Origin of the sequence: Eubacterium ramulus ATCC 29099 (genome assembly GCF_000469345.1) — a bacterium.
GTDB lineage: Bacteria > Bacillota > Clostridia > Lachnospirales > Lachnospiraceae > Eubacterium_I > Eubacterium_I ramulus.
On sequence record NZ_KI271163.1, the window covers coordinates 19,307 to 34,819 of the forward strand.

Below are 15,513 nucleotides of genomic sequence, written 5' to 3' on the forward strand. Positions count from 1 at the left end.
ATTTACTTCATCGGGCTAAAATGTCGGTGGTGTGCTCACCCAGACAAATTTTGCCGGACGGCTGCCTGTATTTTCAATAAAATGATTCCGATTCGCCCGGAAATAAAAACTCTCACCGGATTTTACCACATAGCTTTTGTCTCCAAGATGCAGTCGGATCCGCCCGGAAATCACATATCCGAATTCTTCCCCCTCGTGTGGTTTATCTTCCTGCAGCTGCTCCTTCGGCTGTACAACTACCAGAAGTGGTTCCATCTGATTCTGCTGTGCATTGGGCACGATCCATTGGATACTGTTGCCCACTTCATCAATTTTCTCAAAAAAAGCACCTTCGGAATATACGACATGTTCCTCTTCCGTCTCTTTGAAAAATTCAGAAGGTGTCGTTCCGAGACACTCAATCAGATCCAGCAGTGTCACCACGGAAGGTGCCACCTGGCCACGCTCCAGCTGGGATATATATCCTTTGGTCAGTTCCGCCCGGTCTGCCAGTTCCTGCTGGGTCAGGCCATTTTTATTTCTCAGATCTTTAATTTTTTCTCCGATTCTGCTGTTCACATAATTCGGCTCCATCTCTCTCGCTTCCATTTCTGTCAAAAGATTTTTATATTTTCATTATTTCTGTGATTCCATTCATTCCATGACGTTGTCAGATTCTGAATGCTTAACAAAATGTTGACTGTCACTAAACTTTTGTCACGATTTCGATTATACTATTATTAAACAGAAAGTCAACTATTATTGTTATTTTTTACACATTTCTTACTGTACTTTTTCCCGGACAATACACATTTTTCCACTGGCATTAATAAAAGTATTTTTGGAGCATATATATTGTAATAATCGTATCTCTGAGAAATAAAAAAGGAGAACCCATGAAGGAAAAAAAACACCTGTCCATTCTGCTGCCGGCAACGGTTATCTGTATCCTTGCCGTAACAATTTATTTTCAAATGACCAACGGTACGATTTCCGTCAGCAATACTGTCAACGGAAAAGAACTTCCCATCTACTGCGTAGACACACAGGAACCAAAGATTTCCATTTCCTTTGATGCCGCCTGGGGCAATGACGATACCTCACGTATTCTGGAAATTCTGGCCAAACACAACGTACATGCCACGTTTTTCATGACCGGCGGCTGGGTAGAATCTTACCCGGATGATGTCCGGGCAATCTATGAAGCCGGACACGATCTTGGCAATCATAGTCAGAACCATAAAAATATGAGCCAACTCTCCGACACGGAGATTCGGGATGAAATCATGTCTGTCCATAAAAAAGTAAAAGAGCTCACCGGCTATGAAATGTTCCTCTTCCGGCCGCCTTATGGCGACTATGATAACGAGGTCATCACCGGTGTGCTCTCCTGTGGCTATTATCCAATTCAGTGGTCCATCGACAGCCTTGACTGGAAAGATTATGGCGTTGATGATATCATCTCCCGTATCTGCGACAGCAAACACCTTGATGGCGGTGCCATCATCCTGTGCCATAACGGGGCAAAATATACGGCAGATGCACTGGATAACCTGCTGACACAGCTTCAGGAAAAAGGGTATCAGCTTGTCCCTATCTCAGAGCTCATCTACCGGGAAAAATATCATCTGGATGTGACCGGAAAACAGATTGCTGAGTAAAGCAGACGTTGAAATTTCATTCAGTCTTTCCATTCACTGCCCTCATCCAGCCCCTGTTCCGTCAACCATTCATCTTCTACTTCCAGGTATCGAACATTACCACTTTTATCTTCCAGAATTACCAGGCATTTTAATTTTTCTCCCGGCATCCGTTCCTCGCAGCCAAAATCTGCCTCTGCAATCTGCTTAATTTTCCACATATCATTCCTCCGACCGAAAAAAGTCCCCGCTGCGTATTACTGACTGTAATATAACCGGGGACTTCCTTTATTTTGTAAAACGGACATTCACAATCCGATTTCGCGATTTACTCGTAAAGCGTTCAAAACCTTGCACCGCATTTGGGACAAAACACAAAATCTTCTGTCGTTTCATATCCACAGTTCAGGCATCGTTTATAGGCGGTATAACCGGTTCTTCCACTTCCCAGCTTTTGCAAATGTTCTGCCAGAATCCGTACATTCTCGCCCCGTTCTATCCGTCTGCCAACTTCCCTGTCCAGTTCATACAACGTATTGCAGCAGCTTGTCTGTACATAATAATGCCGATTCCATTTGAAACATGGAATAAAAAACAGTGACAGAACGGTATAGGTCATAAATACCTGATAACGCCCATAGCATCCGCAGATACTGCAGATTTCCGTCTGACTGTAATTCAATTCTTTCCGGCCATCCGTGATTCCCATCATAAAAAACATTTCTGTCCGCTCTCCTGTCTTACTTATATCTCTTTTCTCTGTGATATATCGATGTAAATCTTCCCCGCTCCAATCAGAATTCTATGATCAGATCCACTCATAACCCCCGCCGGTTACCGCCAATGAAAGCAATGCATCCATTCGTTCCACATTTTCCGTACCCTCCACCATTTCCAGCAATTTAGCAGTTTCCTTTGCCACCGGCATCTCTTCATCCGGTCCTATTTCCATATCCGGTTCTTCCCCACAATATGGACACACCAACTTCGGTCCAATCTTCAAAGACAAAAAGCGATTTCCACATTCTTCACATTCATAAAATCCGCACAATTCTGTGCCATCCGGTACATAATACATTATTTCAACCTCATTTCTTCTTAGACAATTTCCGTTTATATGATTTGGATATCAACATATTTATCACGTTAAAGTATAAATGTTTTTCAAGACACTGTCTATGGAAAATTCAACTATTAACTATTGCAGCGCATGTTCCCGGATATGCTGCAATAATCCCTGACAGCCTTCCAGCACATCATCATAAGTCTCATCAAAATTTCCTGTGTACCACGGATCCGCAATATCTCCCCCACGATCCGTAAAATCCAACAACAGATGTACTTTATGCGCTGGATCTCCATGGACAAACCGCTCCATATTCCGAAGGTTGTATCGCTCCATAGCAATGATGTAATCATAAGCACGATAATCCTCGCTCGTCATCTGAATCGCGCATTTTCCATCCGTGGAAATACCATATTGTTTTAATTTGTTTTTGGTTCCACGATGAACAGGATTTCCAATTTCTTCCCGACTGGTTGCAGCAGACGCAATCTCAAACTGATCTGACAGACCAGCTTTTTTTACTAAATCCTTCATAACAAATTCTGCCATTGGGGAACGGCAGATATTGCCGTGGCATATAAATAATACTTTTATCTTACTCATTTTATCTCCTTATATCTCCTCAAAACCTTGTAAATACTGGCTTTCCAGCCTTTATACACATTTTTCTAAAACAGCTTTTTTTCTCATAAATTCTTGCATTTTCTCATGTTTTTTCGGGCATTTTGGTTATAAATGGGTTATTTTTCTTATCCGGAAAGCCTTACGAAATAAATCTTATAGCTTTGCTATTAATGATATTAAGTTGTATTTCTAATCATCAATTATTTCCCAGTGTCCATTGGAACCACGACCAATAAATCGTACAATACCTATATCTTTGATGTGACGTTTTACAGTCTTGGAACTTATTCCTAACGTCATTGCCATTTTTTCTGTGCTGATTTTATTATCCTTTTTTATCATATTCAATATTTGGATTTCCAACGGATTGCTCTCTTTTTTCTGAGGGACATTCCGAGGGACATCCTGAGGGACATTCTGAGGGACATTGTAATTCAAATTTGGCATCACAACTGTAAACTGATACCGATCTGATCTAAAAGATGGCTTTTTACTTTCATCATAGTTGATCTGAAATTCATAGCCGCCGATGATTTTTCCGAATCCACTACCTTTACGTTCCATATATCCCAGCCGATTAAATATATCTGCTAAAACCGGGTTTCTTCTCGTTGACGGAACTGTAAGCGGATCTCTGTCCTGAATAATGGAACCGTCCGGCATGCCTCCTGGCGAATAAATTTCCATACGATCATCGTAAATATCAATATGCACTTCACTACCATTCACAAGATAATCTCTATGAGCCAATGCATTAACCAATGCTTCATGATAACTACGTTCTACATATTCCGGCATTTCTTCTCTGGAATTAGCAGTCTTTCTCCACATTAATTTCGCATTTCTCTTAATAAAAGCTTCTCCATTATCAATTAATGACAATACACTTCCAGAATATTCCGCATCGTCAAATGCATCTATTGTACCACCGCTTTTATTTAATCCATTCCACCGGGTACAAAATATTCTTGACCATCGAATAGGGCTTTCATCTGCAACCAAGGCTCCGGCATTTGTCAAATATCCTTGCTCATTCGCCACCCCAAATGATATAAGATCTTTCTCATCAAAACTATTTCCTGTCCATTTTTTATATCTTTCCCGGAGTTTGGAAAAAGCAAAATCTTCCACCTTATACGTAGAAATCTGTGAATCATAAGATGTATTTCTACCGCGCAACACCAGTCTTTTCAATTCCGTTGATGTCGCTTTCACACTCTCGTTTCCAACACGAACATATGCTTCCAGCACACCATCACCCGAATAATAGTACGGTGTCTCTTCACCTTTGAAAATATCCAGTATAATTAATACTTTTCCATCTTCGACCTGTTCAAATCGAAGACGAAATTCTGGAATTGGATCCATCCTTGTCTTAATGATTTCACTTATTTTCTCAGCATCACTATTCGGATTCTCAAGTCCTACAATTTCATCATTATCGGCTATTCCAAAGATTAATGCTCCACCAAGTGTATTTACAAAAGCACTTACGCTCTTACACCAACTCTTTGGTTTCTTCGCTTCCAAAGATAGCTTTTTGTCATATTCGGTTGCTTCACCGATTAATTGTTTTATATCCAAGCTTTCCACCAACTTTCTAAATTATAAATATTCCCAACACTTTCCATTCTATAAGTCTAACTACATCTTTCGAAAATACTCTTCAACAATCTTATCTAACTGAGCTGCAATTAATTTAAACTCTTTATTCAAATCCAATGTTTTTACACTAATCTTATTTCCGCCCATCACAAAACTGCAATCTGGTGTGATTGCTTCCTCTGTTTTTGCATATAACAACATCCCAGATACATTACCTGTATTCTTCACATCTTGATTCTTAACATATGTAAAAATCTGATACATATTTCCCGAATGAAGCGTTGCCTTGTCATACTGCATCTGCATAGTATGCCCATAATATTTTGTATCTATTATTAAAATTTGCTCTTTATATCTGAGGAAAATATCTGTCTGCATAACAGGCAGAAATCGTATCATACTCTCTTCTGTATCCGAAGGCAAATCCCACTTGACCTGAGCAGCCCTTGCTTCTGACAAATAGGAATGATGTTGCTTGAAGTATTCCAATACAAATTTCTCATAAAGTCTATGAATATGCTCATCAGAAAAAGACATCATCTTATAATTACCTTTGTTTGTAGTCTGAATCATTCCATCCAATACAAAATAACAAACATTTATAAGCATCTCATAATTCTGATTGTTGCGTTGATATATCAGACTGTCCCATCTAATATTTGAAAGTCCTATTTCATCTACCTCATTAAAGAACAGAACTATCTTCTTTAACTCCGCCTTATGCAATTTTTTTACTCCAGTATCCTTGATCAGAATAGTTATTGTAGTCTTCAATATCTGATTAAAGATATTGTTTACTGAGAGTTCATCATACTCGCAAGACAAAAGCATCTTCCTTTGAATTTGGTTTTTAATAGTTCCATAAATACCCAGTTTGCCACGCAAAATGGACAAGTCTTCATTTTTCGTAATGTACTCTCGATAAAGTCCCTGTTTAATCTGTTGCGAAACACCTTTTGCAAGAATTGCTGCAAATAAATCCTGTACATTGTCAAAATCTTCAGCTGCAACATTATCATAATTCTTCTGTCTAAGGACTTGAAATGCATAGGCAAGCATATAATAAATATTTTTGATAAAAATACCTTTATCGTTAGTCATTGAATACTCCTATTAATAGATTTTCCCACCGCTTAACCTTTTGTCTATCATCAAACCAATATTCTTGCAACATCGGAATAATATCGTAATACACAACTGCCTTCATCCATTCCTCAGTACATTCTTCCTGACCACAAAAATAACTGTGACCAATACGGAACCCCGGTCCAAGAGAATCATCTATATTGATTTCCCTATTCAAATCAATAATCTGTTCTATAAGAGTATTGAAAGTTTCATTTTTCAGTGATGCTTGATATGCTTTAAATCCTTCTGAATTAAATCCAGGCTCCATCTCATAAAAGCTGAATCTTCTTCTAAGCGCATAATCAATCATCGCCAGACTTCTGTCGGCAGTATTCATCATGCCAATAATATAAAGATTCTTTGGTACAGAAAAAGCTGTTCTTGAATATGCCAGTGTAACCGTTGTACCTCTGTAATCCTTTTCAATAAGCATCAATAACTCGCCAAAAATCTTACTCATATTTCCACGGTTGATTTCATCAATAATAAAAAAGTAGTCCTTATCCGGATGCTCGGCTGCATTCATACAAAACTGATAGAAAATGCCATTTGTAAGTTTAAATCCTTCGTCTTGTGGCTTATACCCCATAATGAAATCCTCGTATGAATAATTCTGGTGAAACTGAACAAACTCAATTCTGGAATCATCCTTTTCGCCCATCATAGAATATGCCAATCTCGTAGCAGCGAAAGTTTTTCCCACCCCTGGTGCTCCTTGAAGGATTAAATTCTTTTTGTTTTTAAGAAGGCCTACTAAAGTATTATAGTTTTCTTCTGCCATATACACTTCATTAAGAAAATCTTCTTTTTTATATAAAGCAATAGAATTCTGATTACCGTCTGTTCTATACACATAATATGGCGTCAAATCTATGTCTGGTACGTATCTATGTTCTCTTTCTGCTGTCTTTATCTTAACCCATTTAGCGGTAAGTTTACTTGCCAATTCCTCTGTTATTATGAGTTTTTTCCCCAACTCCGTAAGTGTCCACAAACCGTTCTCACCTTTATCAAGAACACCTTCATAAACCAAATAATTGCGAGCCCAATCTATATCATTTAGTACCTGGGCATTACCGGTAGAATTTACCACTTTAAGTTCATCGTCTGTAATACCATAATCTTTAATAATTTTCTGGTGAACATCTGGTCTTTTTCCACTTCCACCCATTTTATACAAAGATTCGATAACAGGTGCATACCATTTTGAGAATTTTGCATCTGAATGCAAGGAATTTAGGTCAATTTCTTTTTGCTGATTATAGAATCTACTAACAAAAAATCCTACATCTAACGTCATCGTTATTTTTCTTGGATCTGGATAACAATCTTCATTCAAAACATTTTGTAAAATTTCATCAAGCTCACTGTCACTAGCAAGTTTTTTTCTAATCTCATCGTAAAGTTTATAACTATTTTCTATATTTGATACCGATCCACCTTTTTTAGGTACAAAATCGCTTCCTATCTCCCTCGCAATTGCACGCACTTCAGAATACTTATAGATGTAATATTTATCCGGATATTTAAGCCAAAGATATGTACTGATCGCATTTGCTGTCTGATAATGCTGTTTCCACGTACCATCATCATATTTGACACGTAAATTTTCTGCTGATGTTATAAATTGTTCAATACGCTGTGCCAGATTTTGAGATTCATCAAAAAGAGCCATAAACATAGATCGAACAGCTTCTTGGTCAGCCATAGCAAATGATTTAATCATACCCCGGGGATAATTATTCATATTAGCCAGCAAATTATAGGTTTTATCTGTTGCTTCCATAAACATATCAAGGAAATTCTCGGCAGATATGTTCCAATGTTCTTGGAAATACTGGATTGCCTCCCACTTATACTTTTCATCTTTCCAATGATTTGGAAAATAATCTTTATAAGCAGCAATAACTGCTACTAATTTTTCTTGGTCAAACATTTACATCCTCCATCTAATATATTCCGTCTACAGAGATATAAAAATTATAACCTATCAACATTGTCTTTTCAATTCGATTTGTTTCACAGAAAAAAGCCATAAGATTTTCTTTTCAAAATCTTACAGCTCTTCTATCATGTTGCGTCCCAAAAATCATCTATATTTACATGTAATATCTGCACAAAATACCGTGGGTTATTATCGGGTTATTTTTCAACCGCCAATGCCTTCCAGGCCTTGATTTTACTGGCTTTTTGGAGAAGCTTTCAAAGAGTGCCGTGGCAGATAAAAAGTACTTTTATCATGTTTTTGTTTCTCCTTAATTTGCCCCAGAATGCCCTGTTTTGTAAGGGTTTCTGGGATTCGTGTAGTTTGCTCTGAAATTACAGATTGTGGCAAATCAGAGCAAGATTGAGCAAGTTATTACTACCTGTTAGTAGTAAAATTGGTAGTAAAAGGGGAAAGAGTTACTACTAAGGATTCATTCATAAGTTTTCATTTTTTCAACCATTTGATATGTTCGATTTGAAATAAGTACATTCACAGCTTCTAAATACTTTGTATGGATAATAATTGACTCCACAAAGGCATCTGCCATTTCTTTTGTCAGCTTACGCTTTGACATATAAGTATCAAGTCTGCTACTCGTAAGTAAAACAAAATTGTCAAAATGACAATACTGTTTTACACGGGTGGATCTTGCTCTTTACAATTTTTTATAACATACTTCTTTCTTTGTCATATATCTCTTTCCTCTACTCCTACCAATATCTCCGAATCATCCGCAACATATTTTCTCTACCAACAGGATTCATCGTATGAAGCCTGATTGGATAAAAACGTTCATTTTCCACCAGCCAATCCAATAATTTAATCCCATCCCCGCCATCATAAGCATAATCTCCCAAATCATGATCACAGTCAATTAACACAATCGGTTCCTCCGCTGATTCAATGGTTCTCTTGGCAATATTCACACTTTTACACCATACATATCCTTCCGGAGCCGGTCGTATATCATCCAGCCATATCTTCATACATTTTTCTCCTGACAATAATAATCCTCATTTTTTATCTGCCTTCCATCCATTGTCCAGATAAGATCTATAATGACTGCTGTTATCGTAAATTATTTTTGATACGGAAACCAGTCCAAATTTCTTCATTATTTCGTCCATATATTCTTCACCTATATTGGGATTCATATATATAATACATACATTTTTTGAAGTAATTTCAACTCGCCCTCTAGGATAATAATTATATGGATATCGACACTTTCGAGGCTTTATCTCCTTCCAGATTTTTCTGTGCACATAAGAATCCCCTGATTTTGAAATCCCAGATTTATATTTTTGATTGTCAAATGGAACTGCCCAGATTTCTCCATTTATTAACCAGAACACCCCTTTATGTGGCCGTTCTAACATTTTCGTTTTCCTTTGATATAATCATTCCAATCCAACTCATCTTTCGAAACAATCCTTGCCTTATATAGCGGTGATAAATATTGATACACTTCCCTGTGATTAAAGAAATAATCGCCATGTTTCAATGCACCGGTTTCAACCTCACCTTTCGGATTCACATATTCACATTGTATTCCGCAGCAATCATCTCCAACTTCTTTGAGTAAACAATAAAAAGCTCCCGGTGCATATGGTCTGCAGTCTATAAACAGGACATCACCTGGCTGATATGGAACAGGCAGATTTAAATCGGGACATACAGAATAAAACTGTCTCTCTACCATACTACCTAATGGTCCTTTCAAATAATTTAACGATAGCTTTTCATGAATAAAATATTGAATCTCTCCAGCTTTATCCATAATATATGTGTACATCGGCGATAAAAATTCGTTTTTCTTAATTTCATTCTTGCCGTCAAGATATAATTCAACCCGCCAATATAAAGTCTCCCATGTAGAATCAAAATCATTCCAATAATATTCCTGCACTGCCTTTTTCATATCTTCAAGAGATGTCATAATATATGGACCATCCATAATATCACTTTTATTATCATCGTCATAACCCATCAGTTGTATAAGAAAAATTGTTCGGCTTTCCATCGTTAAATATCTTACTGCCTGATTCATACACTCACAGCATAATTTCATATATTCCATATCCCTCTGCTTTAAATCCGTTGTTGCTCTAAGTTTATGTAACAATCCCAGTTTTCTTTTCAGACTGACTGGTGCTCCAGCAATAATTTCTACATAGTCTCTCAACTTCAGTCGTTCTGTATACTTCATTAAATATGCATACAATTCCGGTGATTCAATTAAATCCAAAATCTCTTGTTTTAATTCTATCGTCATATAAATCTATTCACCGCTTTCTCTTATCACATCATTTTCAATTCCATATCTCTCAAGTGCATCGTACACCTTATGGTACACCATCTGATTCGGATAATATCTATAATCAGCAAATATCTTGATACCGTCTTTATAGAAGTATTCATGGATAGCTGCTGCGCACCCTGAACTTCTGCTTTCACCATATTCACATTGACAGATAATATCTTTTCCTGCCTTTTTCGCAGTAAAGATAAATTCTGCAAGATCATCTGCTTCTTGGAAATACGTTTCGTAAGTCAGATGGTATTTTGGCAATACTTCAAGATCAATATCGTGCAACGCTACCTGGAATACACAGTTTGTTTTTGTCGAATAGTCTACTGGTTTGTATTCCTCATCTCGAAATTTTCCCGGTGGGTCATAGAAACTGATTACTGCTGCATTTTGTGGAAAATTGCCTCTTAATAATTCTTCAATAGATTTTCTTGAATAAATAGATATTTTCAACTTTTTCACTCCTATCTGTGCTTGATAAATAATAGGATATATGATTGCATGGGGCAAAAATAGTTCATTGCTTCTGAGCATATAAAAACAGTGCCGAAACACTGTTTTTTACTTTGTATATTCTATTAGTAAATTATTTGCATATTAAAGGTCTGATTTCACTCAATCTATTTTCTAACGTCGTTTTCAAGTTAAGTATATCATATGGCTCTAGTTCTTCTGAATTTATAACTTCTTTATTCTCTTCATCATCGTCTTTAAAAGTCTTTATAAATGACTCTGCAGCCATAATTTTCTGCATTTTAGACCAAACAATAAAATCCAATTGTAATGGTGTAATTGAATTCTCCTTACAATATTGCTTTATAACATGAGCATAAAATTCGTATGGATATTCTTGTTTTTTACAATCCTCTTCCCATGTTTGCATAGAACTCCACGAACCTATTGACTCCGCTTTCAGTTTTTTTTTCACCTTTTTTTGTAAACAAATTTTCCGGCAACTCCTTATTATTTTCAGAATAACTATCCAGATTTGAAAAATTCTTCTCCTTAAACTTTCTTTTGAACCATTCTAAACTAAAACTATCTAACGGCATATGGCAGTCAGCAAATTGACCTTCTTTAAGTTTCCCATATTTATAAAACAAACAATACAAATATTTAAATGCCATATTTACAATTTTTTGTGTCTGACCATAAGTAATATTTGTTTCTTTCTCCGGGAAACATTCTTTCAACTTCTTGCACACCTTTCCATGAAATACATCAAACGAATATGCTTTGGGTTTATTTAAATACTTTCTTATTTCACGTGCAATACCCGATTTAAATTTTCCTTCTATGTACCCTCTCTTTGCTTCTTCATTTGGATAATCTTTCTTAACTTTTTCAGACCACTTAAATGTTCTACACGCATCTAAATATCCCTGATATAACGCCTCTACATAAACGTCATCTTTATTCCAATCAATTTTTTTCTCTTCTGTTTTTTCTTTCGGGAAATATTCTTTTAATGGTCCTCTATTAATAGTTTTAACAAATTTCGTAACTTCCTTTTCAATCTCCATCTTCCGTATCTCCTTTCACAACTCTCACAAGCTCTCCCCAAACTTTCACCATCGCATAGGTATCCAGCTCACAGTACTTCAACAAATTATGCCTTGCCTTTTTCTGCTCCTCCGCAGGCATATCTTTTATCCTCGGAAATATCGTCATTGCCTCTGATCCATTATGCACACCTTCTAGATTATGATAATTCAATTCCGGATCATTCGGGAATATCGCTGGCAGGACACTTTTAATTGAAAATGATCCTCCCATCGCCCGGTTATAATAATGGCCTGCCTGAAATGGATCCAGTAAATCTTTGATATTATCTCTGATATTTAATAAATGCTCAGCTAAATCCGGGAACATTCCCGCCAATTCTTTAATTCTGCTGCATTCAAACGACTTATTGTACGCTGTTACACATACATTCATCGGAATATCCCTACACAAAGCTTCCGCAATTGCCCGCAATGGATTTTCTCCTGATTCTGCAAGGAATTCTTTATGTAATAATGGTGCACCTGCCGACTCTATATAATGTAATGAGTACTGGAATGGTATCTGCTGATATGGCTTTGTTCCCGGAAACAACGGTATTACTGGTTGCATTGTCTCAAAATCCAGAAAATACAACGGATAAGATAATGTACTTAAAAATTCCCGGATTCCATCAATATTTACATATGTCCCCTTGTCTTCTAATGCAAATTCAATCTGCCTTAATTGCTTTTCATTCTTAAGCTTTCCACAGGCTTTTAATTGCTTATAATCAGAAACTCCTTCCCTGTAATATTCTAATTTCTTTTTTAACGGCATCCGATATAAGTCAAATACGGACGGAGTTGGTAATTCTTTTGCACAATATTCCCAATACGGACATCCATATGGATCTTTACAGTATAATCCCAGTTCCCGCTCCGGCTCATTCTCTGATTCCAACAATGTATCTTCCTGTAATAAATTCTTCTCTACTTCCCCAATCTCATTTCTCACAAATTCAGACACATCCGTAATTTGAAACAGCCTTTCCAAATCCAATTTCCCATCATATACATAATCGTTATTAATGGAAACTATGTACGTTCCTGTAATCCTCACTCCGCAATATTCCAGTACATACTTCTGATAAGCAACATCTGCGACATATACTGCTTTCATATTTTTCTCATTTACCGTCGAACTTTTTACTTCATATATTGCCCATCCGTCATTTTCTCTTTTCAAAATATCTACCGCACAATAGCACCCCTGATAGGGAAATGATGCTTCACATATAACAGATGTCCCGTGTTCTATTTCCACTTGCGTCCGATCTATCATTGCGGGCAAATCCAATCGGCCATTAACAGTCTCTGTTACATCTACCGACTTTCCAAATAATTCTCTGGCCAACTTCCCTACTTCTGTTCCTGCTTCCATTCGAGAATCATCTGCGGCATCTTCTGCTTTCTCTTCCGGCTTGTATTTATCCATCCACAGCATCTTTGGACATTGCCACAACCTGCAATATTTCGACTTTGAAAAATGATTCTTCATCTCTTATGCCTCACTTTTAATCTTCATATGCTTCCCATGATTTTTTCAAATCATCTCTTAATTTATCTCTTAATCTCTTTGGCTGTAATATCACCACATCCGGTGCATAATTTTTTGCAAACTGTTCTGCCGCACGCTCATTTACATGCACGCTCACCGATACATGCGTATCCGTTTCTTCTGAAAAATTCACCCCTTTTCCAAATAAATCAATCACATCGGATATCATTGCTTTTACGATTCTAAATTTAACAAACGCATTTTCACTGGAATACATATACACATGTTCTCTCATATATTCATTCAGATTCATTGGCTGATGTCCGGACCATTTCAAAGTTTCAAATGGCTTACCTTTTTCCTCAAGAATCTGTATATTTCGAATTCTGTCTACACGGTAATTCGAGATATCATCATATTTATTATAATTGCAGATCAGATAATACTTTCCCTCCTGTGCAGCCATTTGATACGGTGTAACAACATATTCCCGTACACTTCCATCTTCCCGCTTTTTCAAATGCATCTTCTTATCCGTATGATACTCTGCATATTCAAATAACACTTTCTGCTCTTTGCGAATGGCTTCATCCAATATACTAATATTATAAAACACCTGCTTATTGTCCGTCCGGTCAACCGGCAACGGATAAATGTATTGCGAGCGTGATTTAAAATATATATTAGATAATGATTCTAATTTTGTAATCAATTTTTTTGCCTGGCTATAGGGTATATGCTTTGAAAATAACAGGCTGTCTATTAATAGACGCAATTCTTCATTCGTGAATTTCTGCTTCAAATAAAAATCTGTCCATAACAAATCGTCTTCCGGGATTCCTTTATCCTCCAAATCTAAGCTATCTTCGTCTGATACTACACTCTTTTTTCTGAAAATTTCTTTCCGTGATACTTCTCTATATTCAATACTGCTGCCATATTCAATCAGATTTAAGAGATTTCTCTTTATAGCTTTCCGGTCAACCGGCATTTCATACTCTTTTTTCAAGATATCCTGTATTTCTTTCTGGCTCAGCCTATGTTCTTCATCCGTATATTTCTGTAAGATATCTAAAATATACAAAATCAACAATTTTTTTGGATGTATATCACTCATACTTTTTGCTCTCCGTTCTGCGCAGTTCATATAGTATCATTGTATGCCTACATTTCACAGATTTCAACGGGCATAAAAAACGAACAGCAAAATATCATTCAACATCTCATCTCTTGTACATAATTTTCGACTCTATAATTTTGTATAATCCGGCATAACAAGAAATCCGTTTTTATCGTATTGTATTTTATTATTTCCTTCATAAGTATCTATCCATGTCTGAACAGCGGTTTCATATCCTGTCGCCGCTTTAATATTACTTTTATCAATAATTGATGCAATCCAATTTCCATTACATTCCCTCGTCAATATATAGATTAGTTCTTCCTTTTGTTGACAATCTTTTAGAATTCTTTTCTGGAACATACTCCGGTTTATCCAATCGAATAAATGCACAATTCTTCAGATTCCATGTATTATCTAAAAATACATGCAGATATGGTACTGTTGTCTTCGTATCATGCTGCTCTACTGCAACCTTAATACTTAACTTTTTACATAGCCTTGGATTTATAAGTGCCAAACAAAGATTGTCCTGCTCACCTTTTGTATCATTCCACATTTATCATTCCTCCACTACGAATTTTTACTAACTTTATCTTAATGGATCTAATGGGGCAAAAAAGGTACACAGCTTGTGTTATTACTCATTCCAAATTTCTTTCATTTTCCCTCATGATCATGAGGATTTTTTCGGTAAAGCGGACATTCGCAATCCGCTTTCGCTACTTGCTCATGAACGCAGTCGCTTTGCGACCTGTCAGTGGGAGCTTTTAACTCCCACTGACATAAGCATCCCCCTTACCCACCGCTTAGTGCTCTACGCACTTGAAGCGGGGGAATGCTTATTCTGCGTTCAAATTGTGTGATTATATGCAAAAAGCGTAGGATTTTTCTCCCACGCCTTTATCTATTATTATTTCAACTATTCCGATCCGATCTTCCAAAGGTGTAAATAAGGTGTAAATTCTATACTTCCACTGTAAGCGTCCAATAAGAGGGTGTATCGAAATT

The 15,513-nt window shown here is 36.7% G+C and carries 19 protein-coding genes; 1 reads left to right on the forward strand and 18 read right to left on the reverse strand.

From position 1 onward, the window contains the following. Window positions 1-15 precede the first annotated feature (15 nt). Window positions 16-573 carry a helix-turn-helix domain-containing protein gene (locus tag HMPREF0373_RS12170; protein ID WP_022035682.1) on the reverse strand — a complete coding sequence of 186 codons (558 nt, stop codon included), beginning with the start codon at window positions 571-573 and terminating at the stop codon, window positions 16-18. A gap of 302 nt (window positions 574-875) precedes the next feature. Here HMPREF0373_RS12170 and HMPREF0373_RS12175 point away from each other — a divergent pair, with 302 nt between their 5' ends. Further along, a complete protein-coding gene (locus HMPREF0373_RS12175; protein WP_021740035.1) occupies window positions 876-1,640 on the forward strand; it encodes a polysaccharide deacetylase family protein in 765 nt (254 codons plus the stop codon). A gap of 20 nt (window positions 1,641-1,660) precedes the next feature. Here the strand turns inward: HMPREF0373_RS12175 and HMPREF0373_RS12180 are convergent, their stop codons facing one another. From HMPREF0373_RS12180 to HMPREF0373_RS12255, 17 genes are all read right to left on the reverse strand, one after another. Beyond that, window positions 1,661-1,840 carry a hypothetical protein gene (locus tag HMPREF0373_RS12180; RefSeq protein ID WP_021740036.1) on the reverse strand — a complete coding sequence of 60 codons (180 nt, stop codon included), beginning with the start codon at window positions 1,838-1,840 and terminating at the stop codon, window positions 1,661-1,663. A 122-nt stretch (window positions 1,841-1,962) separates the two neighbouring features. Then, the gene (locus HMPREF0373_RS12185) at window positions 1,963-2,340 is read right to left on the reverse strand and encodes a zinc ribbon domain-containing protein (RefSeq protein WP_021740037.1); all 378 of its coding nucleotides are present in this window, start codon (window positions 2,338-2,340) and stop codon (window positions 1,963-1,965) included. An 87-nt stretch (window positions 2,341-2,427) separates the two neighbouring features. Continuing rightward, window positions 2,428-2,697 (reverse strand): hypothetical protein, encoded by a 270-nt coding sequence (locus HMPREF0373_RS12190; protein ID WP_021740038.1) that lies wholly within the window; start codon window positions 2,695-2,697, stop codon window positions 2,428-2,430. A 120-nt stretch (window positions 2,698-2,817) separates the two neighbouring features. Beyond that, a complete protein-coding gene (locus HMPREF0373_RS12195; RefSeq protein WP_044964284.1) occupies window positions 2,818-3,288 on the reverse strand; it encodes a low molecular weight protein-tyrosine-phosphatase in 471 nt (156 codons plus the stop codon). Between the two features lie 210 nt (window positions 3,289-3,498). Next, the gene (locus HMPREF0373_RS12200; protein WP_044964287.1) at window positions 3,499-4,893 is read right to left on the reverse strand and encodes an ATP-binding protein; all 1,395 of its coding nucleotides are present in this window, start codon (window positions 4,891-4,893) and stop codon (window positions 3,499-3,501) included. A 60-nt stretch (window positions 4,894-4,953) separates the two neighbouring features. Further along, window positions 4,954-6,015, reverse strand: coding sequence for a 5-methylcytosine-specific restriction endonuclease system specificity protein McrC (gene mcrC / locus HMPREF0373_RS12205; protein ID WP_021740041.1), 1,062 nt, complete (start codon window positions 6,013-6,015; stop codon window positions 4,954-4,956). After that, the gene (locus HMPREF0373_RS12210; RefSeq protein WP_021740042.1) at window positions 6,008-7,978 is read right to left on the reverse strand and encodes an AAA family ATPase; all 1,971 of its coding nucleotides are present in this window, start codon (window positions 7,976-7,978) and stop codon (window positions 6,008-6,010) included. Before HMPREF0373_RS12210 ends, mcrC begins: the two co-directional genes overlap by 8 nt. A 481-nt stretch (window positions 7,979-8,459) precedes the next feature. Next, window positions 8,460-8,603, reverse strand: coding sequence for a hypothetical protein (locus HMPREF0373_RS16810; RefSeq protein WP_021740043.1), 144 nt, complete (start codon window positions 8,601-8,603; stop codon window positions 8,460-8,462). Window positions 8,604-8,739: 136 nt separating this feature from the next. Then, window positions 8,740-9,015, reverse strand: a complete 276-nt coding sequence (locus tag HMPREF0373_RS12215) for a cyclic-phosphate processing receiver domain-containing protein (protein WP_006428339.1) — start codon at window positions 9,013-9,015, stop codon at window positions 8,740-8,742. A 27-nt stretch (window positions 9,016-9,042) separates the two neighbouring features. Further along, complete coding sequence (locus HMPREF0373_RS12220) at window positions 9,043-9,408, reverse strand: hypothetical protein (RefSeq protein WP_021740044.1); 366 nt, start codon at window positions 9,406-9,408, stop codon at window positions 9,043-9,045. Next, window positions 9,402-10,304, reverse strand: a complete 903-nt coding sequence (locus HMPREF0373_RS12225) for a hypothetical protein (RefSeq protein WP_021740045.1) — start codon at window positions 10,302-10,304, stop codon at window positions 9,402-9,404. Before HMPREF0373_RS12225 ends, HMPREF0373_RS12220 begins: the two co-directional genes overlap by 7 nt. A gap of 6 nt (window positions 10,305-10,310) precedes the next feature. Next, entirely contained in the window at window positions 10,311-10,793 is a 483-nt protein-coding gene (locus tag HMPREF0373_RS12230) for a hypothetical protein (RefSeq protein WP_055158062.1), read from the reverse strand. A gap of 133 nt (window positions 10,794-10,926) precedes the next feature. Continuing rightward, on the reverse strand, window positions 10,927-11,223 hold the full coding sequence (locus HMPREF0373_RS12235) for a hypothetical protein (RefSeq protein ID WP_021740047.1): 297 nt from the start codon (window positions 11,221-11,223) through the stop codon (window positions 10,927-10,929). Continuing rightward, window positions 11,198-11,863, reverse strand: coding sequence for a hypothetical protein (locus HMPREF0373_RS12240; protein ID WP_021740048.1), 666 nt, complete (start codon window positions 11,861-11,863; stop codon window positions 11,198-11,200). The genes HMPREF0373_RS12235 and HMPREF0373_RS12240 overlap by 26 nt, the downstream gene beginning before the upstream one ends. Further along, the gene (locus HMPREF0373_RS12245) at window positions 11,853-13,319 is read right to left on the reverse strand and encodes a DUF2779 domain-containing protein (protein WP_242831214.1); all 1,467 of its coding nucleotides are present in this window, start codon (window positions 13,317-13,319) and stop codon (window positions 11,853-11,855) included. The genes HMPREF0373_RS12240 and HMPREF0373_RS12245 overlap by 11 nt, the downstream gene beginning before the upstream one ends. Before the next feature lie 79 nt (window positions 13,320-13,398). Beyond that, window positions 13,399-14,499 carry a helix-turn-helix transcriptional regulator gene (locus HMPREF0373_RS12250; RefSeq protein ID WP_044964291.1) on the reverse strand — a complete coding sequence of 367 codons (1,101 nt, stop codon included), beginning with the start codon at window positions 14,497-14,499 and terminating at the stop codon, window positions 13,399-13,401. A gap of 292 nt (window positions 14,500-14,791) precedes the next feature. Then, window positions 14,792-15,061, reverse strand: coding sequence for a hypothetical protein (locus tag HMPREF0373_RS12255; protein ID WP_021740051.1), 270 nt, complete (start codon window positions 15,059-15,061; stop codon window positions 14,792-14,794). Window positions 15,062-15,513 lie beyond the last annotated feature (452 nt).

Coding starts and splice junctions, on each gene's coding strand:
- HMPREF0373_RS12255 (WP_021740051.1), bottom strand. CDS start 15,061: ATGTGGAATGATACAAAAGGTGAGCAGGACAATCTTTGTTTGGCACTT.
- HMPREF0373_RS16810 (WP_021740043.1), bottom strand. CDS start 8,603: ATGTCAAAGCGTAAGCTGACAAAAGAAATGGCAGATGCCTTTGTGGAG.
- HMPREF0373_RS12190 (WP_021740038.1), bottom strand. CDS start 2,697: ATGTATTATGTACCGGATGGCACAGAATTGTGCGGATTTTATGAATGT.
- HMPREF0373_RS12170 (WP_022035682.1), bottom strand. CDS start 573: ATGGAGCCGAATTATGTGAACAGCAGAATCGGAGAAAAAATTAAAGAT.
- HMPREF0373_RS12180 (WP_021740036.1), bottom strand. CDS start 1,840: ATGTGGAAAATTAAGCAGATTGCAGAGGCAGATTTTGGCTGCGAGGAA.
- HMPREF0373_RS12235 (WP_021740047.1), bottom strand. CDS start 11,223: ATGCAAACATGGGAAGAGGATTGTAAAAAACAAGAATATCCATACGAA.
- HMPREF0373_RS12210 (WP_021740042.1), bottom strand. CDS start 7,978: ATGTTTGACCAAGAAAAATTAGTAGCAGTTATTGCTGCTTATAAAGAT.
- HMPREF0373_RS12220 (WP_021740044.1), bottom strand. CDS start 9,408: ATGTTAGAACGGCCACATAAAGGGGTGTTCTGGTTAATAAATGGAGAA.
- HMPREF0373_RS12250 (WP_044964291.1), bottom strand. CDS start 14,499: ATGAGTGATATACATCCAAAAAAATTGTTGATTTTGTATATTTTAGAT.
- HMPREF0373_RS12245 (WP_242831214.1), bottom strand. CDS start 13,319: ATGGATAAATACAAGCCGGAAGAGAAAGCAGAAGATGCCGCAGATGAT.
- HMPREF0373_RS12185 (WP_021740037.1), bottom strand. CDS start 2,340: ATGTTTTTTATGATGGGAATCACGGATGGCCGGAAAGAATTGAATTAC.
- HMPREF0373_RS12225 (WP_021740045.1), bottom strand. CDS start 10,304: ATGACGATAGAATTAAAACAAGAGATTTTGGATTTAATTGAATCACCG.
- HMPREF0373_RS12175 (WP_021740035.1), top strand. CDS start 876: ATGAAGGAAAAAAAACACCTGTCCATTCTGCTGCCGGCAACGGTTATC.
- HMPREF0373_RS12240 (WP_021740048.1), bottom strand. CDS start 11,863: ATGGAGATTGAAAAGGAAGTTACGAAATTTGTTAAAACTATTAATAGA.
- HMPREF0373_RS12215 (WP_006428339.1), bottom strand. CDS start 9,015: ATGAAGATATGGCTGGATGATATACGACCGGCTCCGGAAGGATATGTA.
- HMPREF0373_RS12195 (WP_044964284.1), bottom strand. CDS start 3,288: ATGAGTAAGATAAAAGTATTATTTATATGCCACGGCAATATCTGCCGT.
- mcrC (WP_021740041.1), bottom strand. CDS start 6,015: ATGACTAACGATAAAGGTATTTTTATCAAAAATATTTATTATATGCTT.